The 23227-nt window shown below is 63.8% G+C and carries 24 protein-coding genes; 7 read left to right on the top strand and 17 right to left on the bottom strand.

What is annotated here, in order from left to right; translation table 11 throughout:
• From K1177_RS08650 to K1177_RS08630, 6 genes are all read right to left on the bottom strand, one after another.
• Positions 1-350, bottom strand: a 350-nt coding sequence (locus tag K1177_RS08650; RefSeq protein WP_449508574.1) for a flagellin N-terminal helical domain-containing protein, incomplete at its 3' end; no start/stop codon positions are given.
• 195 nt (positions 351-545) lie between these two features.
• The gene (locus K1177_RS08645; RefSeq protein WP_224702882.1) at positions 546-2342 is read right to left on the bottom strand and encodes a flagellin N-terminal helical domain-containing protein; all 1797 of its coding nucleotides are present in this window, start codon (positions 2340-2342) and stop codon (positions 546-548) included.
• 282 nt (positions 2343-2624) lie between these two features.
• Positions 2625-2756 carry a hypothetical protein gene (locus K1177_RS18405; RefSeq protein WP_263574794.1) on the bottom strand — a complete coding sequence of 44 codons (132 nt, stop codon included), beginning with the start codon at positions 2754-2756 and terminating at the stop codon, positions 2625-2627.
• A gap of 313 nt (positions 2757-3069) precedes the next feature.
• Positions 3070-3537: a hypothetical protein gene (locus K1177_RS08640; protein ID WP_224702881.1), complete on the bottom strand. Its 468-nt coding sequence runs from the start codon at positions 3535-3537 to the stop codon at positions 3070-3072.
• A complete protein-coding gene (locus tag K1177_RS08635; RefSeq protein ID WP_224702879.1) occupies positions 3534-3869 on the bottom strand; it encodes a rod-binding protein in 336 nt (111 codons plus the stop codon). Before K1177_RS08635 ends, K1177_RS08640 begins: the two co-directional genes overlap by 4 nt.
• Positions 3869-4993 (bottom strand): flagellar basal body P-ring protein FlgI, encoded by a 1125-nt coding sequence (locus K1177_RS08630; protein WP_224702878.1) that lies wholly within the window; start codon positions 4991-4993, stop codon positions 3869-3871. The genes K1177_RS08635 and K1177_RS08630 overlap by 1 nt, the downstream gene beginning before the upstream one ends.
• Positions 4994-5203: 210 nt before the next feature.
• Here K1177_RS08630 and K1177_RS08625 point away from each other — a divergent pair, with 210 nt between their 5' ends.
• On the top strand, positions 5204-5659 hold the full coding sequence (locus K1177_RS08625; protein WP_318153282.1) for a flagellar assembly protein FliX: 456 nt from the start codon (positions 5204-5206) through the stop codon (positions 5657-5659).
• A gap of 151 nt (positions 5660-5810) precedes the next feature.
• Entirely contained in the window at positions 5811-6230 is a 420-nt protein-coding gene (gene dksA / locus K1177_RS08620; RefSeq protein ID WP_224702875.1) for an RNA polymerase-binding protein DksA, read from the top strand.
• 69 nt (positions 6231-6299) lie between these two features.
• Here the strand turns inward: dksA and K1177_RS08615 are convergent, their stop codons facing one another.
• The 10 genes from K1177_RS08615 to flgF all read right to left on the bottom strand — a co-directional run bounded on the left by K1177_RS08615 (position 6300) and on the right by flgF (position 15353).
• On the bottom strand, positions 6300-6722 hold the full coding sequence (locus tag K1177_RS08615) for a YciI family protein (protein WP_224702873.1): 423 nt from the start codon (positions 6720-6722) through the stop codon (positions 6300-6302).
• A gap of 159 nt (positions 6723-6881) precedes the next feature.
• On the bottom strand, positions 6882-7301 hold the full coding sequence (locus K1177_RS08610) for a curlin (protein ID WP_224702872.1): 420 nt from the start codon (positions 7299-7301) through the stop codon (positions 6882-6884).
• A 187-nt stretch (positions 7302-7488) separates the two neighbouring features.
• On the bottom strand, positions 7489-7887 hold the full coding sequence (gene csgH / locus K1177_RS08605) for a curli-like amyloid fiber formation chaperone CsgH (protein WP_224702871.1): 399 nt from the start codon (positions 7885-7887) through the stop codon (positions 7489-7491).
• Between the two features lie 81 nt (positions 7888-7968).
• Positions 7969-8400, bottom strand: a complete 432-nt coding sequence (locus tag K1177_RS08600) for a curlin (RefSeq protein ID WP_224702870.1) — start codon at positions 8398-8400, stop codon at positions 7969-7971.
• 108 nt (positions 8401-8508) lie between these two features.
• On the bottom strand, positions 8509-10113 hold the full coding sequence (locus tag K1177_RS08595; RefSeq protein WP_224702869.1) for an ABC-F family ATP-binding cassette domain-containing protein: 1605 nt from the start codon (positions 10111-10113) through the stop codon (positions 8509-8511).
• A 173-nt stretch (positions 10114-10286) separates the two neighbouring features.
• The gene (locus K1177_RS08590) at positions 10287-11777 is read right to left on the bottom strand and encodes a carboxypeptidase M32 (RefSeq protein ID WP_224702868.1); all 1491 of its coding nucleotides are present in this window, start codon (positions 11775-11777) and stop codon (positions 10287-10289) included.
• Between the two features lie 322 nt (positions 11778-12099).
• Positions 12100-12837 carry a flagellar basal body L-ring protein FlgH gene (gene flgH, locus K1177_RS08585; RefSeq protein WP_224702867.1) on the bottom strand — a complete coding sequence of 246 codons (738 nt, stop codon included), beginning with the start codon at positions 12835-12837 and terminating at the stop codon, positions 12100-12102.
• A gap of 21 nt (positions 12838-12858) precedes the next feature.
• The gene (flgA, locus tag K1177_RS08580) at positions 12859-13803 is read right to left on the bottom strand and encodes a flagellar basal body P-ring formation chaperone FlgA (RefSeq protein WP_224702866.1); all 945 of its coding nucleotides are present in this window, start codon (positions 13801-13803) and stop codon (positions 12859-12861) included.
• 12 nt (positions 13804-13815) lie between these two features.
• Positions 13816-14601, bottom strand: coding sequence for a flagellar basal-body rod protein FlgG (flgG, locus tag K1177_RS08575; protein ID WP_224702865.1), 786 nt, complete (start codon positions 14599-14601; stop codon positions 13816-13818).
• Positions 14602-14615: 14 nt separating this feature from the next.
• Positions 14616-15353 (bottom strand): flagellar basal-body rod protein FlgF, encoded by a 738-nt coding sequence (gene flgF, locus K1177_RS08570; RefSeq protein ID WP_224703717.1) that lies wholly within the window; start codon positions 15351-15353, stop codon positions 14616-14618.
• Positions 15354-15639: 286 nt separating this feature from the next.
• Between flgF and K1177_RS08565 the strand changes: the two genes are divergently transcribed.
• The 5 genes from K1177_RS08565 to K1177_RS08545 all read left to right on the top strand — a co-directional run bounded on the left by K1177_RS08565 (position 15640) and on the right by K1177_RS08545 (position 22477).
• The gene (locus tag K1177_RS08565) at positions 15640-16182 is read left to right on the top strand and encodes a flagellar basal body-associated FliL family protein (RefSeq protein ID WP_224702864.1); all 543 of its coding nucleotides are present in this window, start codon (positions 15640-15642) and stop codon (positions 16180-16182) included.
• The gene (gene fliM, locus K1177_RS08560; RefSeq protein ID WP_224702863.1) at positions 16182-17357 is read left to right on the top strand and encodes a flagellar motor switch protein FliM; all 1176 of its coding nucleotides are present in this window, start codon (positions 16182-16184) and stop codon (positions 17355-17357) included. The genes K1177_RS08565 and fliM overlap by 1 nt, the downstream gene beginning before the upstream one ends.
• Complete coding sequence (locus K1177_RS08555; protein WP_224702862.1) at positions 17357-17785, top strand: DUF6468 domain-containing protein; 429 nt, start codon at positions 17357-17359, stop codon at positions 17783-17785. The genes fliM and K1177_RS08555 overlap by 1 nt, the downstream gene beginning before the upstream one ends.
• Positions 17782-19002, top strand: coding sequence for a MotE family protein (locus tag K1177_RS08550; RefSeq protein ID WP_224702861.1), 1221 nt, complete (start codon positions 17782-17784; stop codon positions 19000-19002). The genes K1177_RS08555 and K1177_RS08550 overlap by 4 nt, the downstream gene beginning before the upstream one ends.
• Positions 19003-19138: 136 nt before the next feature.
• A complete protein-coding gene (locus K1177_RS08545; RefSeq protein WP_224702860.1) occupies positions 19139-22477 on the top strand; it encodes a tetratricopeptide repeat protein in 3339 nt (1112 codons plus the stop codon).
• Here the strand turns inward: K1177_RS08545 and fliP are convergent.
• Positions 22474-23205 carry a flagellar type III secretion system pore protein FliP gene (gene fliP / locus K1177_RS08540; protein ID WP_396120148.1) on the bottom strand — a complete coding sequence of 244 codons (732 nt, stop codon included), beginning with the start codon at positions 23203-23205 and terminating at the stop codon, positions 22474-22476. The two genes, K1177_RS08545 and fliP, sit on opposite strands and share 4 nt — an antisense overlap.
• Positions 23206-23227: the final 22 nt, after the last annotated feature.

Raw genomic sequence — 23227 nt, 5'->3', positions numbered from 1 at the left:
TTCGGGTTGATCTTGTCCAGGGTCAGCGATTCGGTGTTGAACGACTTGTCCTGACGGGCCTGACGGAGGGTCGACTGCATCGACTCCAGGGTCTTGGTCATGGCCGACAAGCCATTGTCCGCAGCCTTGAGGGTCTGAATGCCGTTGGCCATGGAGTCCATGAGCGCATTCAGGTCGCTGGCGCGGTTGGTCAGGCCCTTGGCCGTGAACCAGTTGCTGGGGTTGTCCAGAGCCGAGTTCACCTTGTTGCCGGTGGAGAGACGATTCTGCGTCTCAGCCATCATGTCGGCGGTGCCCTTGAGCGAAAGGAGGTTCGACCGGACGGCCTTTGAGAGTGAAATGTCAGACATCTATGCGATCCTTGCCCTGGGCCCGTCTCGGCCCCGTTGGAATATGGTTAACACCAGCTTTCTTAAAGGTGTCTTAACCATGCCGATTAAGGCCGCAGAAACCATGTTGGATTTTGCAGCTTGGCGGCGGGCAAAGGAAAGGGGGCGGACCTTGCGGTCCGCCCCCTTCTGAAAATGTCTCAGTCTGGCTGAAGCTTAACGGATCAGCTGGAGAACCGACTGGTCGGCTTGGCTGGCCAGGGACAGCGAGTTCGAAGCCAGCGACTGACGGGTCTGGAGAGCCAGCAGGTTGGCGGCTTCGCCATTCATGTCGGCCAGGGTCAGGTTGCCGGCACCGTCTTCGAGGGTGTCGATCATGGACTTGGTGAAGTCCTGACGGCCCTGAACGATCGACAGATTCGAACCGAAGCTCGAAGCCTGCGAACGCACGTCGTTCAGTGCGGTCTTGAGCTTGCTCAGTTCGGCGTCGATGTTGGTGTCGTTGTCCAGGTCCTTGGCTTCGATGGTGGTCGAAACACCCAGGTTGGCCGAGTTGACCGTCTTGCCGCTCTTGGTCTGGATGTCGATGGACGACGTACCAGTTTCGTTGAACGTGATGGCCAGCTTGTCGCCGCGCAGCAGGTTGATACCGTTGAAGGAGGCATCGTCAGCCAGCTTGTCGAGCTGGTCGCGCAGTTCGTTGAACTGATCGGCCAGGCCGCTACGGACGGAGTTGCCCTTGACGGTCGAAGTACCCGAGGTGCCATCCAGCTTGCCGGAAGTGGCATTCTTGCCCTTGATCGTCAGGTCCTGCGTGGACTGGTTTTCCAGGCGCAGCTTGCCGTTGTCGTTGGAGGCACGAACCTTGCCGTCGAGGCTGGCGTTGGCGTTGACAGCCGTCACCAGATCGTCGACCGAGCGGGTGAAGTTCAGGCCAGTCTTGTCGGCACCGGCCACAACGCCAGCAGCCGGCGTACCGAAGTAGCGGGCGTCTGAGCCGCCGATCGACAGGGTGCCTGCATCGTCGGCGATCGCACGGATGCCCAGCTTGCCGGCGTCGTTATAGGCCTGGAACTTGGAGTCCGTGCCCAGCTGAGTGTTGACGGCGGTGACGGCGTCCGTGAGGTTGGCCGCGTTGGTCGAGGTCAGTTCGACTGCCTTGCCATTGACCGTGAAGCTGGTCTTGCCGTCGGTGCCCGACACAGCGGTCGGAGTAGTGCCGAACGAGGCGGTCGCGTCGGTACCAGAGACGGTGACGTCGCCGTCGCCGGTTGCTGCCGCTTCGATCTTCAGCAGACCCGAAGCTTCGGTGACGACCACCTTACCGGCCAGGTCGCTGGCGTCGATCTGTGCGTTGATCGCAGCCACAAACTCGGTGTTGGTATCGCGAGTGGTGTCGGAAGCCAGGTTGACCGTGGCTGTCTTGCCGCCAAACGAGATATCAAAGGTACGTGCTGCACCGCTGGTGCCGGCGTTGCCGGTCGCGTCGTAGGTGATCGCGGTACCGGTGCTGGTAACGCTCGCCTTAACGGCAGTGCCGGTCGGAGCCGAGAAGGCAGCAGTGGTCGAGATGGCCTTGCCGGTGCCAGTCTTGGTCAGGTCGATCTCGATGGGGCTACCCACCGCACCGCCGGAGACGGACAGCTTGCCCAGGGAAGGATCATTCGGGTTGATCTTGTCCAGGGTCAGCGATTCGGTGTTGAACGACTTGTCCTGACGGGCCTGACGGAGGGTCGACTGCATCGATTCCAGGGTCTTGGTCATGGCCGACAAGCCATTGTCCGCAGCCTTGAGGGTCTGGATGCCGTTGGCCATGCCGTCGAGCAGGGCGTTGAGATCGCCAGCGCGGTTGTTCAGGCCCTTGGCCGTGAACCAGTTGCTGGGATTGTCCAGAGCCGAGTTCACCTTGTTGCCGGTGGAGAGACGGTTCTGCGTCTCAGCCATCATGTTGGCAGTGCTCTTGAGCGAGCTCAGGTTGGCACGGACGGCTTTGGAGAGCGAGATATCAGCCATTTGTAGAGATCCTTTTCTAGGAATACGCAAACTACGACGCCTCTTCCTGAGGCCCGTCGAATGTCATCCGCCAGGCTCTAAAGAAGGGTTAAACGGCTCGGCGAAATGTGGATCAATTCTTCCGTGGCATTTATGGTCGCGGGCAAAGAAAAACCCCGGAATTCCGGGGTTCTTGAGTGGGCGCAGCGATCGGGAGTTGCACGAAGCGTTAACTGTTCAGACGTTCGGTGCCAATTTAATGTGCAGCTGAAGCGGTTAATGTGCAGCTGAAGCGGGGCGGCTTCAGGCCAGAAGATCTTTCAGTCGAGCCTGGGATTCCTCGGGGATCGTGCTGGAGCCGATCCGCATGATCAGCTCTTCCATGGTCTGTGGCGTCGGGGGGAGTGCGCCCGAGATCACGGCTGCCGCGAACATGGACGAGTTGTCCTTCTCGGGCTCTGCAATGTCCTGCCGCGGCTGGCCCTGGCTGGGCCGGCCGTTGCTGTTGTCAGCACTTTCCGCACGCGGTGTGGATGCGACGCTATTGGGCAAGATTGTCCGGACGCCCGCTGAGCTGCGGTCGCGAAGGTCGCTGAGATGAGACGCGCCAACATAGGCTGCGGTAGGCACTATTGGTGTGATCATGTCGCGGTCCTTCCGTCAACGGAATGCCATATCGAAGCATTGGAACGCGCCTGTTGCCTTTCCGTTTCGGTCGATCACACAGTTTTATTCAATTGATACTGGCTCAAAGTGCCCGGTTTACTGCGATTCCGCGCGCTGAGTTGGACGGGTCACTGGCGATGGTCCCCGAGCGGCCGTAGGCCTGGGCGCGGTTCTGTTGACCGACGATGCGAGCGACGTCGGTCAGCAGGTCCTCGGTCACATTGCGTGCCGTCGCCAGGACGCGCAGGTTCTCGGCCATCTGGGTCGCCAGCCGCTCATGACCCTGGCGCAGACGGGCTATGGCTTCCGGCGCCTGCTGGGCCAGTCGTGCGCCCTGGCGCTGAACGGAGCGGGCAAAGCCGACGTAATCCTGTGCCAGTCGGGTCTTCTCGGCGGTGAGTGTGCCGGCCTGGCGCATATGGCCAGCGCGCAGGAGGGTGGTTTCCTGGTTCATGACGTCGACCAGCGCGGTGAGAGTGGCTTCAGCCATCGCGCACAGTTCCTTGGCGGGCAGGCTGTCGAGAGCGGCGAGGCGGGCGGCAGCGGTCATTTGTAGGCTCCGATAGTCGACTGGATCTTGTTCTGGTTGTTGGCGGCCTCCTGGAGGGCCAGCATGTCGGGCAGCATTTGCTCGGCAATACCCAGCCCACCATTCTGGGCCATGGTGTTGGCCAGCTGTTCGGCCTGCATGGACCGCCAGGTCTCCTCGCCGAAGCCGCCGCCCATGGCAGACGTGTCGGTGTTGAGGCTGGAGAACATCTGCTTGGTGAGGGTATTGAGAAACACACCCTCGAAATCCTCGGCCTGCTTCTGCACCCGGGCAATCTGTTCAGGGGTAAGGCTGGAGCCGGGCTTGGACGGCGCGCTGGACAGAAGCTGCATCACATCACCTCGATTTCAGCCTGGAGGGCGCCGGCGGCCTTGATGGCCTGCAGGATGGCAATGAGGTCACGGGGCGAGATGCCCAGGGCGTTCAGGCCGTCCACCAGTTGCTGGAGCGTCACCGATTCCTGCACGACAGCCAGGGCGCTGGCGGACATGTTCGCATTGAGGGCCGTGCTGGGCTGCACGGCGGTCTGGCCGTCGCTGAGCGGGGCCGGCTGCACCACCGTGGGGTTCTCGGCAATGGTCACCGTCAGGTTCGACTGCGCGACGGCGACGCTCGACACGCGGACATCCTTGCCCATGACGATGATGCCGGAGTTCTCGTCGATGACGATCCGCGCCACCTGATCGGTCTCGACCATGAGCTGTTCGATATCGGTGAGCAGGTCAACAATATTGCCGTTGAAGCCCGGCGGCAGGGTGAGGCGCACGGTGGCTGGATCTTCCGGCGTTGCCGTGGGCGTGCCGATGAAATCGTTGACGGCCAGCGCAATCCGGCGAGCCGTGGTCAGGTCGGGATTGCGCAGGGCCAGGCGCAGCGAGGTCTGCGAGCCGAGGTGGAAATCAATCTCGCGCTCGATCAGCGCGCCAGAGGAGATACGGCCGGTGGTGGGGACGCCGGAGATAATGGTGGCGGCATCGCCTTCTGCCTTGAAGCCGTTGATCAGGACGGGGCCCTGGGCGATGGCATAGACTTCGCCGTCGGCGCCCAGGAGCGGGGTGACCAGCAAGGTGCCACCCTGAAGGCTGTCGCTATCGCCGAGCGCGGAAACCGAAACGTCCATGCGCGAGCCCTGCGTGCCGAACGGGGGGAGGTTGGCTGTGACCATGACCGCGGCGACATTGGCGGTGCGGACGTTTTCGCCGGCGGTGTTGACGCCGAGACGCTCGAGCATGGATTGGAGGGACTGCTTGGTGAACGGCGAGTTGTTGAGGCTGTCGCCGGTGCCATTGAGCCCAACCACCAGGCCATAGCCGACCAGCTGGTTCTCACGGACGCCCTCGAAATCGACGATATCCTTGATACGGGCCGCGGCGGCAAAGGCATCGCTGACGGGCAGGAGCACCAGGGTCGCCCCCAGGATTATTGCCAATAGCTGCCGCAACAGTGGTCTGATCATGCTCGTCCCCGAATTCTGGTCACGCCATCCCCATGGCGCAACGGTCGGGCACTACATTGCGAAAAGCGTGCCAGTTCCCTGGTGGCACGCTATGAATTTGAATTTAATAGGTTATTTTCCTGCCAGACGCTGCTGGTCAGTCCGGCTTTCAGCCAGCTAAGCAATTCTTGCCGGGAGCATTAAGGCTTCATTAACGGCTCTCGGCAGATTTTGCCCATAGGTCAAACCTGCGATTTGAGTCCTCCATTGCGCATAGACACGACCAAACGCACGTCGGGTGTCGGCAAGGCCAGTGCTTCTGGCCGAGCAGGATCGGGTGTGGCCTTTGTTCCTGCGGGCGCCGAAGAGCCGGCGCGGGTTGCCCAGTCCGTACCCGTGGCTGCCGCAACGGGTATCGACGCGATCCTGGCACTGCAGAGCGTGGATGGTCCTTTGGAGCGCAAGAAGCGCGCCGTGCGTCGCGGGCGCTCGCTGCTGGACACGCTCGATGAGATCAAGGCTGACCTGCTGGTCGGGCAGGTAAGTGCCGACCGGCTCGATCGCCTCTCCAGCATGCTTGAGGAAGTCCGCGAACACTCGACGCCAGAGCTCGATGCGGTGCTCGATGACATCGATCTGAGGGTGCAAGTTGAGCTGGCCAAGTTCGGCAGATTTTCCAGGCGCTAGGCCAATTTCATTAAACTGTCGCCATGTCTGGTCTATGGGCTCCGGTGCCGCTTCGTTCACGCGTTAATCAGGAGTTACATGCGTGCTTGCGGGGGTGCGCTTAGGCGCATATATAACCGGCCGTAGGGGCGCATTGGAGTTGAGTCTGCTGATGTCTTCGGGTGCAGAAGTAATTGAATACCGGCCCAGTGATGACGAGCCGTTCATGAACCCGCGCCAGCGGGACTATTTCCGGGCCAAGCTGAACGCGTGGAAGGAGGATATCCTCCGCGAGAGCCGCGAAACCCTCGACAACCTGCAGGAAGAGAACCAGAACCACCCGGACATGGCCGACCGCGCCAGTTCCGAGAGTGATCGGTCGCTCGAACTGCGGACGCGTGATCGTCAGCGCAAGCTGATCGCCAAGATCGACGCCGCCCTCAAGCGCATTGACGACGGCACCTATGGCTATTGCGAGGAAACCGGCGACCCCATCGGGATTGCCCGTCTGGACGCACGGCCGATTGCGACGCTGAGCCTGGAAGCCCAGGAATTGCATGAGCGTCGCGAAAAGGTCTATCGCGACGAATAGTGGGATCTACGACTTTCCCAATGAAAAAGGCCCGCAGCGATGCGGGCCTTTGTTGTTTTTGACTGTATGTCACTTGCCGGCGGCGCGCTCGACATTGCGGTCGTACATTTCCTGGATCTCGGGGGTCATGATCTCGTCGAAAGCCTCGACTTCGTAGACCGGGCGGATTTCGATGTCGCTATCGGTAAACATCGGGTTGGGGCAGCGCTTGACCCATTCGACAGCCTCGTCCATGTCGCGGACCTGCCAGATCCAGTAGCCGGCGACCAGTTCCTTGGTTTCGGCAAAGGGGCCGTCGATGACCGTGCGGTTGGCGCCGCTGAAGTGCACCCGCTTGGCGCTGGAGGTTGGCTGAAGACCCTCGCCGCCCAGCATGATGCCGGCATTGATCAACTGCTCATTGTATTTGGTCATGGCCTCGAGCAGTTCTGTCGTCGGCATGCGGCCTTCTTCACTGTCCTTGGTTGCCTTCACGAAGACGATGACACGCATCGCTTTTCTCCTGTTCCGCTGTGAGCGATCTTGCCCACTTGCCTCCACGACGATCCGGACGCGCCGGATTCGACATGGTGGTCCAATTTAGTGACTGTCGACGGAACGGGGAAGGCGGGGCTCAGAGGCCCCGCCCGCGGCCAAGGCGAGCCTGATAGCCTAGAAGCCGAAGACCGTGGTGAAGCTCGACTGGTTGTTGCCGAACTGGGTGCAGCTGCCATTGGTGTTTTCACCGAACTGGAACAGGCCGCAATTGTTGTTGTTGCCATGCTGCTTGACGGTGCCCTGGTGGCCATTGCCCTCCTGGATGATCAGGCCGTGATTGCCCGAGCCGGACTGGTTGAAGCCGGCGGCGTTGAAGTTGCCGTTCTGGGCAACATTGGCGCCGTTGCTGGAGAGTCCCTTGAAGATCGAGACCATCTGCAGGCCGAGGCCCAGGGCTTCCTGCTGCTCGGGATCGGCAGGTGAGAAGCTGAACGAAATCTGGCCGCCCGCCATGGCGGGGGCGGTGAGGCCGGCGGTGCCGATGACGAGGGCGGCGACGGCTGCGGATGCAAATTTGGCGAAGCGGGTGATCATGGCGTCTCTCCTGGGGCCGGGTGGGCGTTGGCTGAACCGATGATTTGAGACTAGCCGGGCCGGGCTGAACCGATCTGGAGCAGGGCATTCAGACTCCGTTCAGCCAGACAATCCTGCCGCCAATAGTCGCCGGAACGGCAAAGAGGCCCCGCTGTGACGGGGCCTCTTTGCCGGGGCTGGACGGATATCAGCGGATGATGGGCATGGAGTCGGTGCAATCGAGCGTCTTGCCGTTCACCGTGATGCCGAAATCGGCCGTGTAGCGGGCGCCGGCATTGATGCTGACGCTGCCGACAGTGACGACCTTGTCGGCCTCGACAGTGAAGTTGCCGCCCTGGCTGAGGTTGGTCGATCCGCCGTTGCTGCGGCTCTGCACGGCCAGGCTATAGCTGCCGGTGGTGGCCTTGGGGCTCAGCACCTGGGCCTCGAGCGTCATCATGCCATGGCTGGTGCTGGTGGTGACGCCGCATTGCAGGCCCCGGGCCGGCGTGTCGGCCAGGCCGCCGGGCGCGGCGAAGGCGGTGATGCCGATGCCGAGCAGCACGGGCAGGGCAAGGGCGCTGGTGCGCATCAGGGACAGGGTCATCAAGGCCTCCTCAACTGGGGTGATTGGTCCGGCCGGCCGGGATGGAACCCGGTCCGGCCTGAGCGTGTGTCGGCTCGGGGATCAGGGGCAGGCCTGAACAAAGGCGGTGATATTGCCCGAGCCAGCCTGGACAACATTGGCGTTGCAGCCATTGCCCACCTGCACACCGGCAGCGATGTTGCCATTGCCATCCTGGGTGATGATGGTGGTGTGGTTGTCGCCGAACTGGCCGACGCCGGCGGCGTTGTTCCAGCCCTGCTGCCAGGTGTCGGCATAGTTGTTGTTGCCCTGCTGGCCGATGGCACCGACATTGTTGCCACCCGTCTGGCGGCCCTTGGCGGTGTTCCACTTGCCAGACTGATGCACACCGAACTTGTGGCCCCAGCCGCTCTGGTTGCCGCCAGCGGCATTGCTGTAGCCGTACTGCTGGACGAAGACATCGTTGGCCATGGCGGGCGCAGCGGTGATCGCGATGATGGCGGCGACGGCGGTGGTGATGATGGTGCGCTTCATTTCTCTCTCCTGTTCCGGGCTGCGTTCGCTCAGAACGCTTGCTGCCGATGACATGAGAGATAGACCCCGGTGCCGGAACGGCGACTGAACCCGGAGTTCAGACTCCGTTCATCCGGCCTCCTGCTGCGGCGTGCCCAGATCAATGCGCCGCGTGATGCCAATTGCTTGGAGGAAATCGGTGTCGTGGCTGACCACCAGCAGGGCACCATCATAGCCGCGCAACCCCGCCTCGACCTGCTCGATGGCGTGGATATCAAGGTGGTTGGTGGGCTCGTCCAGAATGAGCAATTGCGGCGGGTGCTCGCCGCCGATGGTGCAGGCGAGGCCGGCGCGCAGCATTTCTCCGCCGCTCAGCGTGCCGGTGATCTGCAGGGCCGCGTCAGCACGGAACATGAAGCGGGCCAGGGCGGCACGGCCAACGGTTTCGGGCGCATCGGGATTGAGCCGGCGAAAATTGTCGCGAATGCTGAGTCCGGGGTCGAGGAGGCTGACCGTCTGATCGAGCATGGCGTGGGGCACAAGGATGCGCGCGGTTCCGGCGCTGGCGGGCAAGGCGCCGGTGAGCAGGCGTAGCAGCGTCGTCTTGCCCGAGCCATTGGGACCGGTGATGGCGACCCGTTCCGGCCCGGTCAGCTGCAGGCTGAGGTCGCGAATGATCGGTGCGTCGGCGTCGGGGCCACCGGTGAGACTGTCGGCCTGAAGCACCGTGCGGCCCGCTGGCAGGCCCGTTGGCGTGAGCGCGACCGAGAGAGGCGTCAGGATTTCCACCTGCGCACGGGCCTCGGCGGCGGCTTCGGCGGCCGCCGTGCGCAGGCGATTGGCGATGCGGGCAGCCTCGCCACTGGTGTTCTCGGCATTCTCCTTGAGGCCGCCAAGCATGATCTTTGGCGTGCCGCCCTTGGCGCCCTTGCGTTTGCCGGCGCCGTCCTTGCGCGCCTTCTTTTCGGTGACGGCCTGGATCTTGCGATCGATTTCCGCAACGCGGCGCTGGCTGCTGGCCAGGGTCTGCTCGGCAGCAGCCAGCTCGAGCGCCTTCTGCTCGGCATAGTGATCCCAGTTGCCGCCATAAGTCTTGGCGCCCAGGGTCGTGAGTTCGACGATGGCATCCATTTCGCGCAGCAGCGCGCGATCGTGGCTGACAACGATGGCGGCGCCGCGCCAAAGATGGAGCATATCGACCACGGCCTGGCGACCGTCGGCATCAAGATTGTTAGTTGGCTCATCGAGGAGGATGATGTCGGGCGCGGCCAAGATCAGCCGGGCAAGGCCCAGCCTTGTGCGCTGGCCGCCGCTCAGCGTCGATAGCGGGCGGTCGAGAGCCAGGGCCGGCAGGCCCACGGATTTCAGGGCGGATTCGATGCGGCCGGGGAGGGACCAGTCGGCGCTGCCGGCATCATCAATGCTGCCAAGGCCCTGGTCGAGGCGATCAAGGCGGGCAAGGTCATTTGCAACGCCAAGTTGGTCGGCAAGGCTGGTGTCGGGAGACACCTGCACGGATTGTTCGAGCATGCCGAGCGTTCCGGCCATGCTCACCGATCCGGCGGCAGGGGGAATACGTCCGGCAATGATGCGCAGGAGGGTGGATTTGCCCGTGCCATTGCGCCCGATCAGCCCGGTGCGGCCGGGGCCGAAGGTCAGGTCGAGATCGGTGAAAAGCGGGTGGTTATCGGGCGTCGAACAGGTGAGCTGGTGCAGCGTAACGGAGGCGGGCATGGACGGATTCCAGATGAGCGGTGCGGGTGAGGCAGGCGTTCATCTTGATTTCCATTGAGTACCGTCCGGTCTGTGCTGCGGATGTCCCGAAAATAGGCACAGGGCCCGGGATGTCAAGTTCTGGTGGCCGGGTGCCCCCTCCCGATGCGCGGGAGGGGGCGGTTCGGCGCGATCTAGGCCAGATAGCGCTTCTTGAGATGGGCCTTGAAAAAGTCAGTGTTGAGCGGCTCGCCAGTGGCGCGGGTGATGAGGTCGGGGGTCGACCAGCGTGAGCCCTGGGTCCAGATATTGTCGGCGCGCCATTGGTTGACGCCGGTGAAGTCGCCCTTGGCGATATCGCTGCGGAGATTGGGCTGAACCTTTTCGAGCGCTGCCCATTGCTGGGCGGCGATCATGGCGCCCAGGGTGTAGCTGGGGAAATAGCCGAAGGCGCCGCCGGGCCAATGCACGTCCTGCATCGGGCCGTCCTTGGGATCGTTGATGGTGGAGATGCCAAGATATTCGGTCATCTTGGTGTCCCAGGCCTCGGGGATCTGGCTGGCCTCGAGCTTGCCGGCAACCAGATCCTGCTCCAGCTCGTAACGCAGGATGACGTGGAGCGGATAGGTGACCTCGTCGGCATCGACGCGGATATAGCCGCGCTCGACAAAGTTCACCTCGTTGAGCACATCGGCCACGTCCCAGCCGGGGATGGCGTCTTCGCCAAGATACTGGTGCACCATGGGCAGGGCGAACTGCCAGAACTCGGGGCTGCGGGCGAGCTGCATTTCCACGAACAGGCTCTGGCTTTCATGGATGCCCATGCCGCGGGCCTTGCCGAGCGGCCAGTGCGACCAGTCCTTGGGCAGCCCCTGCTCATAGAGGGCGTGGCCAGTTTCGTGCAGCACGCCCATCAGCGAGGAGAGGAACTCGTCTGTGCGGTAGCGCGTGGTCATGCGCACGTCCGTCGGCACGCCGCCGCAGAAGGGATGATGCGAGACGGCCAACGAGCCATGAGTGAAATCGAAGCCGACGGCGCGCATGGCAGCGAGGCCGAGTTCACGCTGCTTTTCAATGGGGTAGGGGCCATTGAGGCTCTTGCGCGGGCGCTTGGCCAGGCGGGCGTCCTGCGCGGCCAGTGCCTCAGGGACGAAGCCCTTGAGGAAGCTCTTGAGGTCAGCAAAGACCGGATCGAGATCGGCAGTGCGGTTGCCGGGGTCATATTGATCCATCAGCGCGTCATAGGGGGCAAGGCCCGTGGCGTCGGCACGCAATTGCGCCTCTTCGCGGACCAGGGCGACGACGCCTTCGAGCGCGGGCAGGAAGCTGTCCCAATCGCCCTTGGCGCGCAGTTCACGCCAGAGCTGTTCGGAGCGCATGGTCGCGGCCGTCTTGCGCTCGACAAACTCGGTGGGGAGGCACGTGGCGCTCACATATTGCCGCTCGAACTCGACCAGGGCGAGGCGCTGGTCCTCGGTTTCCGGCTTGGCCGCGGCAATCCAGTCGGCAATCTCGGGGGCGGTGGCCTGGGCATGATACATGCCGGCCAGGTTGGACATGGCCTCGGCCCGCTTCTCGCCGCCGCCAACGGCCATGTGGGTGGCCTCGTCGGCGCCCAGGATGGACAGGGCATGTTCGAGCGCTTCGAGCTTGCGACCGAGATCATCGAGTTTTTGGAAAGACACTGGCAGACTCCGCAAAGTGATTGCCCGAGATGTTCCACAGGCCGCGCCATGGGGCAAGCGTGCGGGCGCAAGGTGGATCATTCGGAGGACGTGGCTGCAGGCCGACTCTCTTGAGATGGGCCCCGGCACAAGCGTGGGGTGACATCGGGGCGGGCTATGGCGAAGGGGAGATTGGACGCCACAAATGGGGAGAGGCGCAGCCGGGGGACTGCGCCTCTGGGGGAAGCCGGATCTGTTCTGGAGCCGACCGGGGCCGATCTTCTGATCGGCCGGGGAGCCACCGGGCACCATGGGGGGAGTGTGCCTGGCGGAAAGGGGATGCCTAGAAGGGCAGGATGGCGTCGAGCACCTGCTGGCCGTAGCGCGGCTGCTGCACATCGGTGATCTGGCCGCGGCCACCGTAGGCAATGCGGGCCTCGGCAATCTTGGCCGAGGGGATGGTGTTGTTGGCCTGGATGTCGGAGGGGCGGACGATGCCGGCCACGACCAGGTCGCGCACTTCAAAGTTCACGCGCACTTCCTGATGGCCCTCGATGACCAGATTGCCATTGGGCAGCACCTGGGTGACGACGGCGGCGACCGACGTCTGCAAGCTTTCGGAGCGGTTGACCGAGCCCTTGCCGGTGTTGGCCAGGCCCGAATTGAAGTTGACCGCGTCGCTGGTGTCGATGGCACCGGCCGACGCCGTGGTGACAGCGGCGCCCAGGATGCCGCCCATGCCAGCGGTATTGGTGGAATTGCGGCTCGACTGAGTGTTGTTGGCGATCTTGGCGCTGTCGTTGACGGTAACGACCACGGTCAGGATGTCGCCGATGCGATGGGCGCGCTCATCCTTGAAGAAGCCCTTGGCCGAGGTGCGGTAGAGCGAATTGGGCTGGTAGGTGTCGGCGATGGCAGCCGGCATGGGCATGTTGACGGGCTGATAGCCAGCTGTGGTGGTGGGGTCGACGATGGGGCTCAGCGCCGGGGCGGAGCCGACATTGGCGAGGCGATCCATGGTGTTGCAGCCGGCCAGGGTGGCGGTGAGCATCAGGAGGGTGGCGAGCTTGGCGAAATGCATGATGATGGTTCCTGAAGGCTATCAGAGGCCGGCGAGGGCGAGAGAATCCGGGGTCACTTCGACGGCACCGGGGGCAATGGCGGTGGCGCTGATGACGCGCCGGGACATGAGGTTGAGCACCTGCAGCGGGGCGCCGACGGTGGCACCGGTGACGGCCTGGCCTTTGACGGTGAGGGTCATGGGGCCGCTGCGGAAGTAGATGGTGACCAGGTCGTTCTTGGCGACGGTGACGGGGATTGTCAGGTCGCTTGGCTTGAGCATCATGCCTTCGCGGCTCTGGCGGGTGAGGGCCTTGCCGATGATGTCGGTCAGCTGCGGCACGCCGGTGCTCTCGGCAAAGCGCAGCGGCACGGGGCGCATGACGACATCGGACTGGGTGAGCACGGTGCCGGCGGGGAAGCTGCCGGTCAGGTGCGGCGCCTCGATCATCAGATCGATTGTGCCCGTGACATCGAGCGGAGTGTCCTGGCCGGCGATGGCGATGCGGGCCGAGAAGGCGCCCGAGGCGGGCAGGTAGCGCAGGCTGGTGACCGACGCGGGCTGCTCGACGGCCTCGGCGTTGATGGGGCGGATGGGCGTGTTGAACATGGTGTTGGCGCTCATGCCGGTGGTCAGGATGCCGCGCTGCAGCAGGTCGGCATTGACCAGGCTCGCCAGGGTCGCTTCATCGATGACGGTCGCAGCGCGGCGGACACTGACAGCGTCGAGGCCGCGGGCGTCAAATTCGCCCAGGCCGATGCGGTCGGCAGCGGCACGGACGTCGGCGAGCGAGACTGTGCCGGCAGTGCCGGGGCGGGGCGCGCGGAACAGGGCGTCCTCGGCGGCGATCCCGGCGTCGTCGAACATGTCGCCGACGGTGACGACGGCAGCGTTGACGACGATGTCGCCCTTGAGGACCGGCGCGGCAAAGGCCGTCGCGGTGAGGAACAGGGCTGCCAGGGTGGTGATAGCGGACCGCAGGATCATCTCGGCTCTCCCTTAACGCAGCTGGCTGGTGGACTGCATCATCTGGTCTGCGCCGGAGATGACGCGGGCGTTCATCTCATAGGCGCGCTGTGCAGCGATCAGGTCAGCGATTTCGGTGACGGAATTGACGTTGGACATTTCCAGATAGCCCTGGAGCAGATTGCCGGTGCCATCGGTGTTGGGCACGCCAACCTGGGCGGGGCCGCTGGCGGGCGTATCCATGAACATGTTGTCGCCCAGCGATTCCAGGCCCGCCTTGTTGACGAAGCGGGCGAGCTGCAGCTGACCGATCTGGGTGGGCTGGGAATCGGTGCCGACATAGGCCGAGACCACGCCATCCTGAGAGATCGAGACCGAGTTGGCGTCGCCCGGAATGGAGATGCCGGGATCGATGGTGTAGCCGTTGGAATTGACCAGCATGCCTTCAGCCGAGCGCTGGAAGGAGCCATCGCGGGTATAGGCGGTGCGGCCATCGGGCAGCTGCACCATGAAGAAGCCTTCGCCGCGGATGGCGACGTCGAGTTCGCCGTCGGTCATGTTGACGCTGCCCTGGCTCATCACGCGCGGGGTGGCGACGGTGCGCACGCCCGAACCGATCTCGAGGCCGGCCGGAACATTGGTGCCCTGGGCCGAGCTCTGGGCGCCGGCGCGGGTGATCTGCTGGTAAAGCAGGTCCTCGAACTCGGCACGCTGGCGCTTGTAGCCGGTGGTGCGCATGTTCGCGATATTGTTGGAGATGACTTCGACGTTGCGTTCCTGGGCGCTCATGCCGGTGGATGCGATGTAGAGAGCTTTCATGGCGTATCCTCAGGTCAGGCGTTGGAGTCGCCCAGACGCTGGATGGCCGAGCGGCGCAGCTCGTCCTGGCGTTGGGTCATCGAAGCCATGGATTCATAGGCACGGGTCACGCGGATCAGCTCGGTGACTTCCGAGACGCCCGAGACGTTGGACTTCTCGATAAAGCCCTGCATGGCCCGGGTGTTGGTGGCATTGACCGGCGTGCCGCCGGCAAACAGGTTGTTGCCCTCGCGGGTGAGGGCCTGGGGATTGGCAAATTCGACCAGGCGCAGGCTGCCCTTGGCGCCGGCACTGGAGCTGATCGAGCCATCGGTGCCGATGCGAATGCCGGTTTCGGCCGGGCCGAAGGTGATCGGGCCACCCTGGCCGAGGACCGGATTGCCATTGAGATCGACCAGGGTGCCGCCTGCATTGAGCTGGAAGGCGCCCGACTTGGTGTAGCGTTCGCCAGCGGGCGTCTGCACGGCAAAGAAGCCGTCGCCATTGAGGGCGACGTCGAGATCGCTACCGGTCTGGACAATGGCGCCGCCGGTCAGGTCGTGGATGGTGGCCCAGTCCTGCACATAGGAGAGGGGCTGGTCAGGGGTCTTGAAATCCTGGTCGCGGGCGACCGGCATCACATATTCTTCGAACAGGATGTTCTCGGCCTTGAAGCCGGTGGTGTTGATGTTGGCCATGTTGTTGGCCACCACATCCATCTGGCGCTGCAGCGCGATCTGCCGGCTCAGGCTAATCAGTTGCGCATTTTCGATCATTGCTGATCCCCGGTGTAAACATCCCCGAGACCGCCAGCTTCCCCAAGCCGTGGCCTCGCCATTTACGTTGCAGAAACCATGCCAGGTCGAAAAATTTAATAAAATCAGATCGATAGCTGTATGCGACGGTGAAGGTTACTGGGTCACCCTGTGCAGGGTCGGCAAAACTTACCCGGCAAATTGTGCCGCCTTCGGGCGTTTTGTAACCAATCGTTAACCATCAGGCGATTAGCTGGGTGCAGAGCCGGAATCGCCCGGAAACCTTGGGTTTGGCAGGTAGGCAATGGCCGCTCCAGCAGCAGCAACAGACGCAGAAGTTGAAGACGGCGCGGGCGCCAAGAAGGGCATTCCCAAGCTGTTCATCATTATCGGTGCGGCTGTGATCGTCGTTCTGCTTGGCGGCGGCGGCCTGTTCTTCTTCATGTCCTCGGGCAAGACCGAGGAGGCGAGCGCCGATCATGCCGCTGCAGCCGGTGAGCACGCTCCGGCAGGGGAACATGGTGGCACGGTCGACGCCGCGCATACCTTCATCTTCAACCTGCCCCCGATGGTCATCAACCTCAACAATGAGGTGGATGGGCCTGCGTTCATGAAACTGACGGTGGCGCTGGAAGTGGCCAATGAAGAGATGATGCTGGAAATCCAGCCACGTCTGGTCAAGGTGATCGATGCGTTCCAGGTCTATCTGCGCGAGCTGCGCAAGTCGGATCTGGAAGGCTCCGCCGGCATTTATCGTCTCAAGGAAGAGTTGCTGCGCCGCGTGAACGTGGCGATCTATCCCTCGCGGGTAGAGTCGCTGCTGTTCAAGGAACTGCTGGTGCAGTAATGGCGGATCCCACAGACCAGGACAAGTTGAGCGAAGATTGGGGTCTGGACGACGCCATCGTTCCGCTCGACATGGACCTGGAGCAGACCGAGGAAGAAAAGGCCGCCGAAGCCACCGCCGAGTGGGCGGCGATGCTCGAGGGCACCAGCGATGGCGCCGAGGGCGGCCCCGATCGCGTGCTGAACCAGGATGAAATCGACAGCCTGCTGGGCTTTGACGCCAGCGTGGGCAGCAATGTCGAGCTGACCGGTGTACAGGCGCTGATCAATTCGGCGCTGGTGAGCTACGAACGCCTGCCGATGCTGGAAATCGTGTTTGACCGCCTGGTGCGGCTGACCACGACAAGCCTGCGCAATTTCACCAGCGACAATGTGGAAGTCACGCTGGACTCCATCTCCTCGGTGCGGTTCGGCGACTATGTCAATTCCATCCCGCTGCCGGCCATCCTCTCGGTCATCAAGGCTGAGGAATGGGAGAACTATGGCCTGCTGACGGTGGACTCGAGCCTGATCTACTCGATGATCGACGTGCTGCTGGGTGGCCGTCGCATCGGTGGCAATATCCGCGTCGAGGGCCGGCCATATACCACCATCGAGCTGGCGCTGGCGCGCCGGATGATCGAGGTGATCCTGGAAGACACCCACCGGGCCTTCGAGCCGGTGACGCAGGTCAATTTCAAGCTCGAGCGCATGGAGACCAATCCGCGCTTCGCCGCGATTTCCCGCCCGGGCAATGCGGCCATCCTGATCGAGCTCCGGATCGAGATGGACGATCGCGGTGGCAAGGTCGAAATTCTGCTGCCCTATGCAACCATCGAGCCCATCCGCGAACAGCTGCTGCAGATGTTCATGGGTGAAAAATTCGGCCGTGACCCGATCTGGGAAGGCCATCTGGCGACGGAAATCTATGCCGCTGACGTGTCGGTGGAGGCCGTGCTGCATGAGCAGGACCTGCCGCTGTCGCGCATGCTGTCGATGAAGGCCGGTGACACGGTGATGTTCGAGCGCTCTCCCAACGACCCGGTGCGTCTGCGCTGCGGCGGGGTCGAGCTGACCGAAGCCATCATGGGTCATATCGGCAACCACGTATCGGTGCGCATAACGCGCCCCCTGAACCCGCCCAAGGTGACCATGGAAGCCTTTGAGGCGATTGACGAAGCAGCGGAAGGACGATGATGTTCGGTTTACCCTTGGGTCTTTTCGTGGAAAGCGCAGTGTCGGTGCTGCTGGCCCTGACAATCGGTTACTGCGTGGTGCTCAACCAGCGCCTGAAGCGGCTGCATGCCGACAAGGACGAGTTGCGGCAGATGGTGGCGGATCTGGTGGGGGCGACGAACCTTGCCAACCAGGCTATCCGCGAGCTCAAGCAGACGGCCGTGGAGGCTGACCTGGCGCTCAATTCGCGGCTGGAAGAAGCCGAACGCTTCGGCATCGAACTGGCCAATCATGTGACCGCCGGCACCGTGCTGATGGAGCGGATCGCCAAGATCACCAGCGTGGCGCGCCACAGCCAGGCCATCGAGCCAGTGGAGCAGCCCAACAAGGTGCAGTCGGCGCTTGAGCAGCTGCAGTCGCGCGTTCGCACCAGAGGGGCCGCTGCGTGACCAATATTCGCCTTCTTCCCGTCGTCGTTCTGGCGATTGCCGCGCTGCTGGTGTTCAAGACCATCGGTCTTGTCACCAATGGCGGCTATGTGCTGGGCGGCGTCCGCCAGGCTGTTGCCTCGGGCGCTGCACCGGCGGGCGGCGGGGAAGGGGCTTCGGCAGAAGGTGGCGACGCCACCATGACTATGCCGAGCGAGCCAACAATCGAGGACACCACGCCAACCCTGGCCGATCCGTCGCCTACCCTCAAGCCGGCTGCAGAAGGTGGCGGCGGGCATGGCGCGCCGACGGCTGAAGAACACTCCACCGAACCAGCCGCCGATGCCGGCGAGGGCCATGCCGACACCAGCATTGGCGCAGCCGCAACGACTGCCCTGCGGGCTGCCACCGCCAATGGCACTTATTGCGTTGAAGCCGACGCCACCATCAATGACGACGGCACGGTGGTGATGAATGGCGCCAGCGCCGAGGGCGAGGCCGGCGGTCACGGTGGCGGTGAGGCAGCGCCTGCGGCCGAGGGTGATGCAGCGCATGGTGGCGATGAAGCCGCTGCGGCCGATGGCCATGGCGGCACCGAGACTGCTGCGGCCGATGACGGCCATGGTGGCACGGAAGCCGCCAGCGGCGACCATGCCGCCGACGCGGCTGCGACTGGCGATTTTGCCAGCGCGATGACGGACTGCCTGCCCTCGGGCGATGCGATTCCGCTGCAGATCGATGGTAGTGGCGGCTCCATTCCGCTGGTGAGCACCGATGGCGCCTCGGCAACGGAAAAGGCGCTGCTGGAACGGCTTGCTGCCCGCCGTCTGGAATTGCAGAAGTATGAGGACGACCTGGCCCTGCGGTCGCAGATCGTCGATGCCGCCGAAAAGCGCATCGAAGAGCGCGCAGCGACGCTGCAGGCGCTCGAGAGCCAGATTTCCACGCTGGTTGATCAGCGCAAGGAAATGGAATCGGGCCAGTTCGCCGGCATCGTGGCGATGTATGAGACCATGAAGCCCAAGGACGCCGCCAATATCTTCAACAATCTGGACATGGATGTGCTGCTGCGTGTGGCCAAGACCATGAGCCCGCGCAAGATGGCGCCCATTCTGGCGGTGATGGACACCCAGCGCGCGCAGGAACTGACCGTCAAGATGGCGGCGTTGGCCGACACCCCCGCCGACCAGATGACACCGCAGGACCTGGCGGCCCTGCCGCAGATCGTTGGTCAATAAGGCTTTAGCCGGTAGGGTAAGGCGCCGTTAAGCCAAATTCGCATAGGGTGCACGACAGTAGTGTTGTGTAACAAGTGCGTGCTGCGGCCAGAACGGGCCCTGTGGTTCGCACGATGCGTCGGGCGGGCAGAAGCCGGTGAGGACTGCGATAACAGCAGGCTGGGTCGGGGTCAGAAGGACCCTGGCGATTTGCGCCGCGCTCATCACGCTGAGCCTGACCACCTGCGCGCTGGTGGCGCCGGCGCTTGCCGTTGAACAGGGCCAGTTGCTGACGACCCAGGAAGACGGCTATGGCCGCATCATCCTGAGCTTTCCCGATCGCGACAGCCTGCCGGCCTATGACATCAAGCTGGAAAACGGCGTGCTGTCGCTGACCTTCCAGGACCAGATTGCTGTGCTGCTGCCCGATGTGGGCGCGAGCATGCCCGATTATCTGTCTGCGGCGCGTGTCGATCCCGATGGGCGGGGCCTGCGCCTGGGGTTGCGGTCGGCCTTTACCTTCAACCGGATCGATGCCGGCGAGAAACTCTATATCGACCTGTTGCCGCCCACCTGGCAGGGCGAGCCGCCCTCGCTGCCGCGGGCCGTGATCGACGAGCTGGCCGAGCGGGCGCGGCTGGCGGCCATTCGCGCCGAGCAGGAGCGCAAGGCCGCTGGCGTTGCCGAACTCAATCCCAAGGCCGACGTGCGCATCGGCCGCAATCCGACCTTCATGCGCGTGCAGTTCGACTGGAACGTCCCCACCAAGGGCGACTATGTGCAGGAGGGCGAACTGGGCATGATCGCCTTCGAATGGCCCGTGGGCATCGACCTGCGCGACCTGGCCATCGATCTGCCGCCCGAAGTGCTCAAGGTGGAGAGCTCGGTCAATCCCGATGCGGCGCTGGTCAGCCTGCAGCTGGCCAAGGGCGTCAAGCCCCGGTTCTACGAGACCTCGCCGCGGCAATATGTGCTCGATATCGACATCAAGGGCGAGGGGCTGCCCAGCTTTGACGCCGCGAGCCTGGCGGACGGCGTGGCCAAGGCCGAGGACCATAGCCAGGGCAGCGAGCCGACCGTTGACATGCTGCGCGCGCAGCCGGCGGCCAAGACCATTACGCCCTTTGTCAATGTACTGGGCTCCACGGTGCGCGTGGTGTTTCCGTTTGAACAGGATACGCCGGCCGCCGTGTTCCGCCGCGGCGACACGGTCTGGATGATGTTTGACACGGTTTCGGGGATTACCCCGCCCAAGCAGTCGCAGGAACTGGACGCGGTGGCGCAGGAGTTCGGCGTGGTGGCCTCGGGCGACACGCAGGTGGTGCGGGTCGAGCTGTCGCAGGATCGTCTCGCCACGCTGGGGTCGGAAGGCATGGCCTGGGTGCTGTCGCTGGGCGATATCATGCTGACGCCGACCGAGCCGATTGCGCTGACGCGGCGCCGCGATATCGAGGGCAATCTCGAAATGGTGGCCGATGTGGCGCGCCCGGGGCGGGTGCATGATTTCCGCGACCCCAATGTGGGGGATTTGCTGACCGTCGTGACGGCCTATCCGCCGGCGCGCGGGGTGATGCGCGGGCTCGACTATGTGGAATTCTCGGCGCTGCGCAGTGTGCATGGGCTGGTGATTCAGCCCAAGACGCCGGAAGTGACCGTGGCGCTGCAGGATGACCAGGCGCTGATCACCATGCAGGGCGGCCTGACCGTTTCTGCGTCCGATGGCCCACGCCCGGCCGGTGGAGCGGGCGGCGCCATGCGCGACAGCTTCATTGACCTGGGGCGGCTGGAGCAGCCGGACTTCGGCATTTTCGGGGCCCAGAAGGACAAGCTGGAAGGCGACGCCGCCGCTGCCGAGGGCAAGGCGCGGGACAAGGCGCGGCTCGACCTGGCGCAATACTATGTCGCCAATCACTTCGCCCAGGAGGCAATCGGCGTTCTCAAGGTGCTCGACAAGGACCTCAAGACGCCCGAGCTGACGCGCCAGGTGCGCATGACGCAAGCCATTGCCAATACCATGGCGGCGCGGCCCAATGATGCGCTGCGGGTGCTCAACAGTACGGCCATGGGGCAGGAGATCGATGCGCTGGTGTGGCGCACGATCGCGCGCGCCGAGGCCTTTGACTACAAGGGCGCCAAGGCCGATGCGATGCAGGCGCAGTCGGTGATCGATAGCTACCCGATCTGGGTGCGCAACAAGTTCTCTTTCGCGGCCATCCGCTCGGCGCTCGAGACCGGCGACGCGGTGATGGCCGAAAAGCTGCTGGACCGGATCGACTTCGCCACTCTCAGCATTGAGGACGCCAGCTTCTATCACCTGTTCTCGGGTTGGGTGGACGAGCTGAACGAGCGCACCAGCGAAGCCATAGACACCTATGGTCAGGTGATCTCGTCTGACATCCGTCCCACGCGCGCAGAAGCGATCTATCGCACACTGCGGCTGCTGGATAACGAAGGCAAGCTCAACCTGGGCAAGGCGGCCGAGACGCTGTCGGCGGAGTCGCTGCTGTGGCGCGGCAACCCGCTGGAAGCGGACATGCAGAAGCTGCTGGCCGAGCTCTACTTCCGCAATGGCGACTATCGGCCCGGCTTCGAGACGGTCAAGCAGGCGGTGGCCAATTATCCGGAAAGCCCGCCGATCAATGCTTTGCGCGACGAGGCGCAGAACATGTTCAGCGAACTGTTCCTCAATGGCGTGGCGGATTCGCTGGGGCCGGTGGACGCGCTGGGGCTCTATTATGATTTCCGTCAGCTGACGCCGCCAGGCGCGCGTGGCGACGAGATGATACGCAATCTGGCGCGGCGGCTGGTGCGCGTGGACCTGCTGCCACAGGCGGCGGAGTTGCTGAAATACCAGCTCGACAACCGCTTGCGCGGCGTGGCCAAGACGCAGATTGCTGCAGACCTGGCGGTGATCTACCTGGCGGACCGCAAGCCGCAGGAGGCGCTGCGCGTGCTCAATGCGACGCGGCTGCCCGACATTCCGGAATCGCTGGCGCGGCAGCGCAAGATCCTGGAAGCAAGGGCGCTGATCGATGGTGGCCGCGACGCGCTGGCGCTGGACATGATCAAGGACATGGAAGGGCGCGACGTCGACCTGCTGCGGATCGATGCCCATTGGAAGGCGCGGCGCTATACCGAGGCCGGCGAGATGATCGAGGCCATGCTGAGCGACCCCACGACGCCGACGCCGCTGAGCCAGACGCTGCGCATGCAGGTGATCCGCGCCGGCGTGGGCTATGTGCTGGCCAATGACACGATGGGCCTGGCGCGGCTGCGCGCCAAGTTCGGCGATGTCATGGTGACGGCGCCCGAATGGCCGATGTTCGACCTGGTGACGGGCAATATCTCGGTGACCAGCACCGAGTTCAAGACCGTGGCCGCGCAGGTGTCGGGCGTGGACGACATCAGCGCGTTCCTGGCGTCCTATCGCGATACCTATGGTCCGGACGGCGCGTTGGCGCCAATGGCGGCGTCGGATCTGGCCAGCCGCAGCTAGCTGGAGACGAAGCTGCGCACCAGCGAGCCGGCAACCAGATACCAGCCGTCGACCAGCACGAAGAAGATTAGCTTGAACGGCAGCGAGATCACCACCGGGGGCAGCATCATCATGCCCATGCTCATCAGCACCGAGGCCACGACCATGTCGATGACCACGAAGGGCAGAAAGAGCAGGAAGCCGATCTCGAAGGCGCGGCGCAGTTCCGAGATCATGAAGGCGGGGATGAGCAGCTGCAGCGGAATGGCTTCGGGCTCGATCGGTGGTTCGGCGCCGGTGAGATCGAAGAACAGGGCGAGATCCTGCTCGCGCACATTGGCGCGCATGAATTCGTGGAAGGGCGCGCTGCCCAGCTCGAACGCCTCGGCGACCTCGACGTCGCCTGCCAGCAGCGGGGCGATGCCGGCGTCGTAGCTGGCCTGCAAGGTGGGCTGCATGACAAAGATGGTCAGGAACAGGGCCAGTGATACCATGACCGAGTTAGGCGGCGCGGTCTGTAGGCCAATGGCCGTGCGCAGCAGGGAGAGCACCACCACGATGCGGGTGAAGCTGGTGACCATCACCAGGATGGACGGCGCCAGCGAGAGCAGGGTGATCAGGCCGATGATCTGGACGGCGCGCTCGGTGAGCGTGGTGTCGTCGCCGAAATCGATCGACACATCCTGGCCAAAGGCCAGGCTGGGCGTCAGCGCCAGCAGCACAAGCGCCGCCAGCCCGAGCCAGGGCAGATAGCGGCGCGAACGCCGCTGG

This window comes from Devosia aquimaris, from assembly GCF_020169335.1.
Lineage (GTDB): Bacteria > Pseudomonadota > Alphaproteobacteria > Rhizobiales > Devosiaceae > Devosia > Devosia aquimaris.
This window is presented reverse-complemented; position numbering and strand designations above follow the sequence as displayed.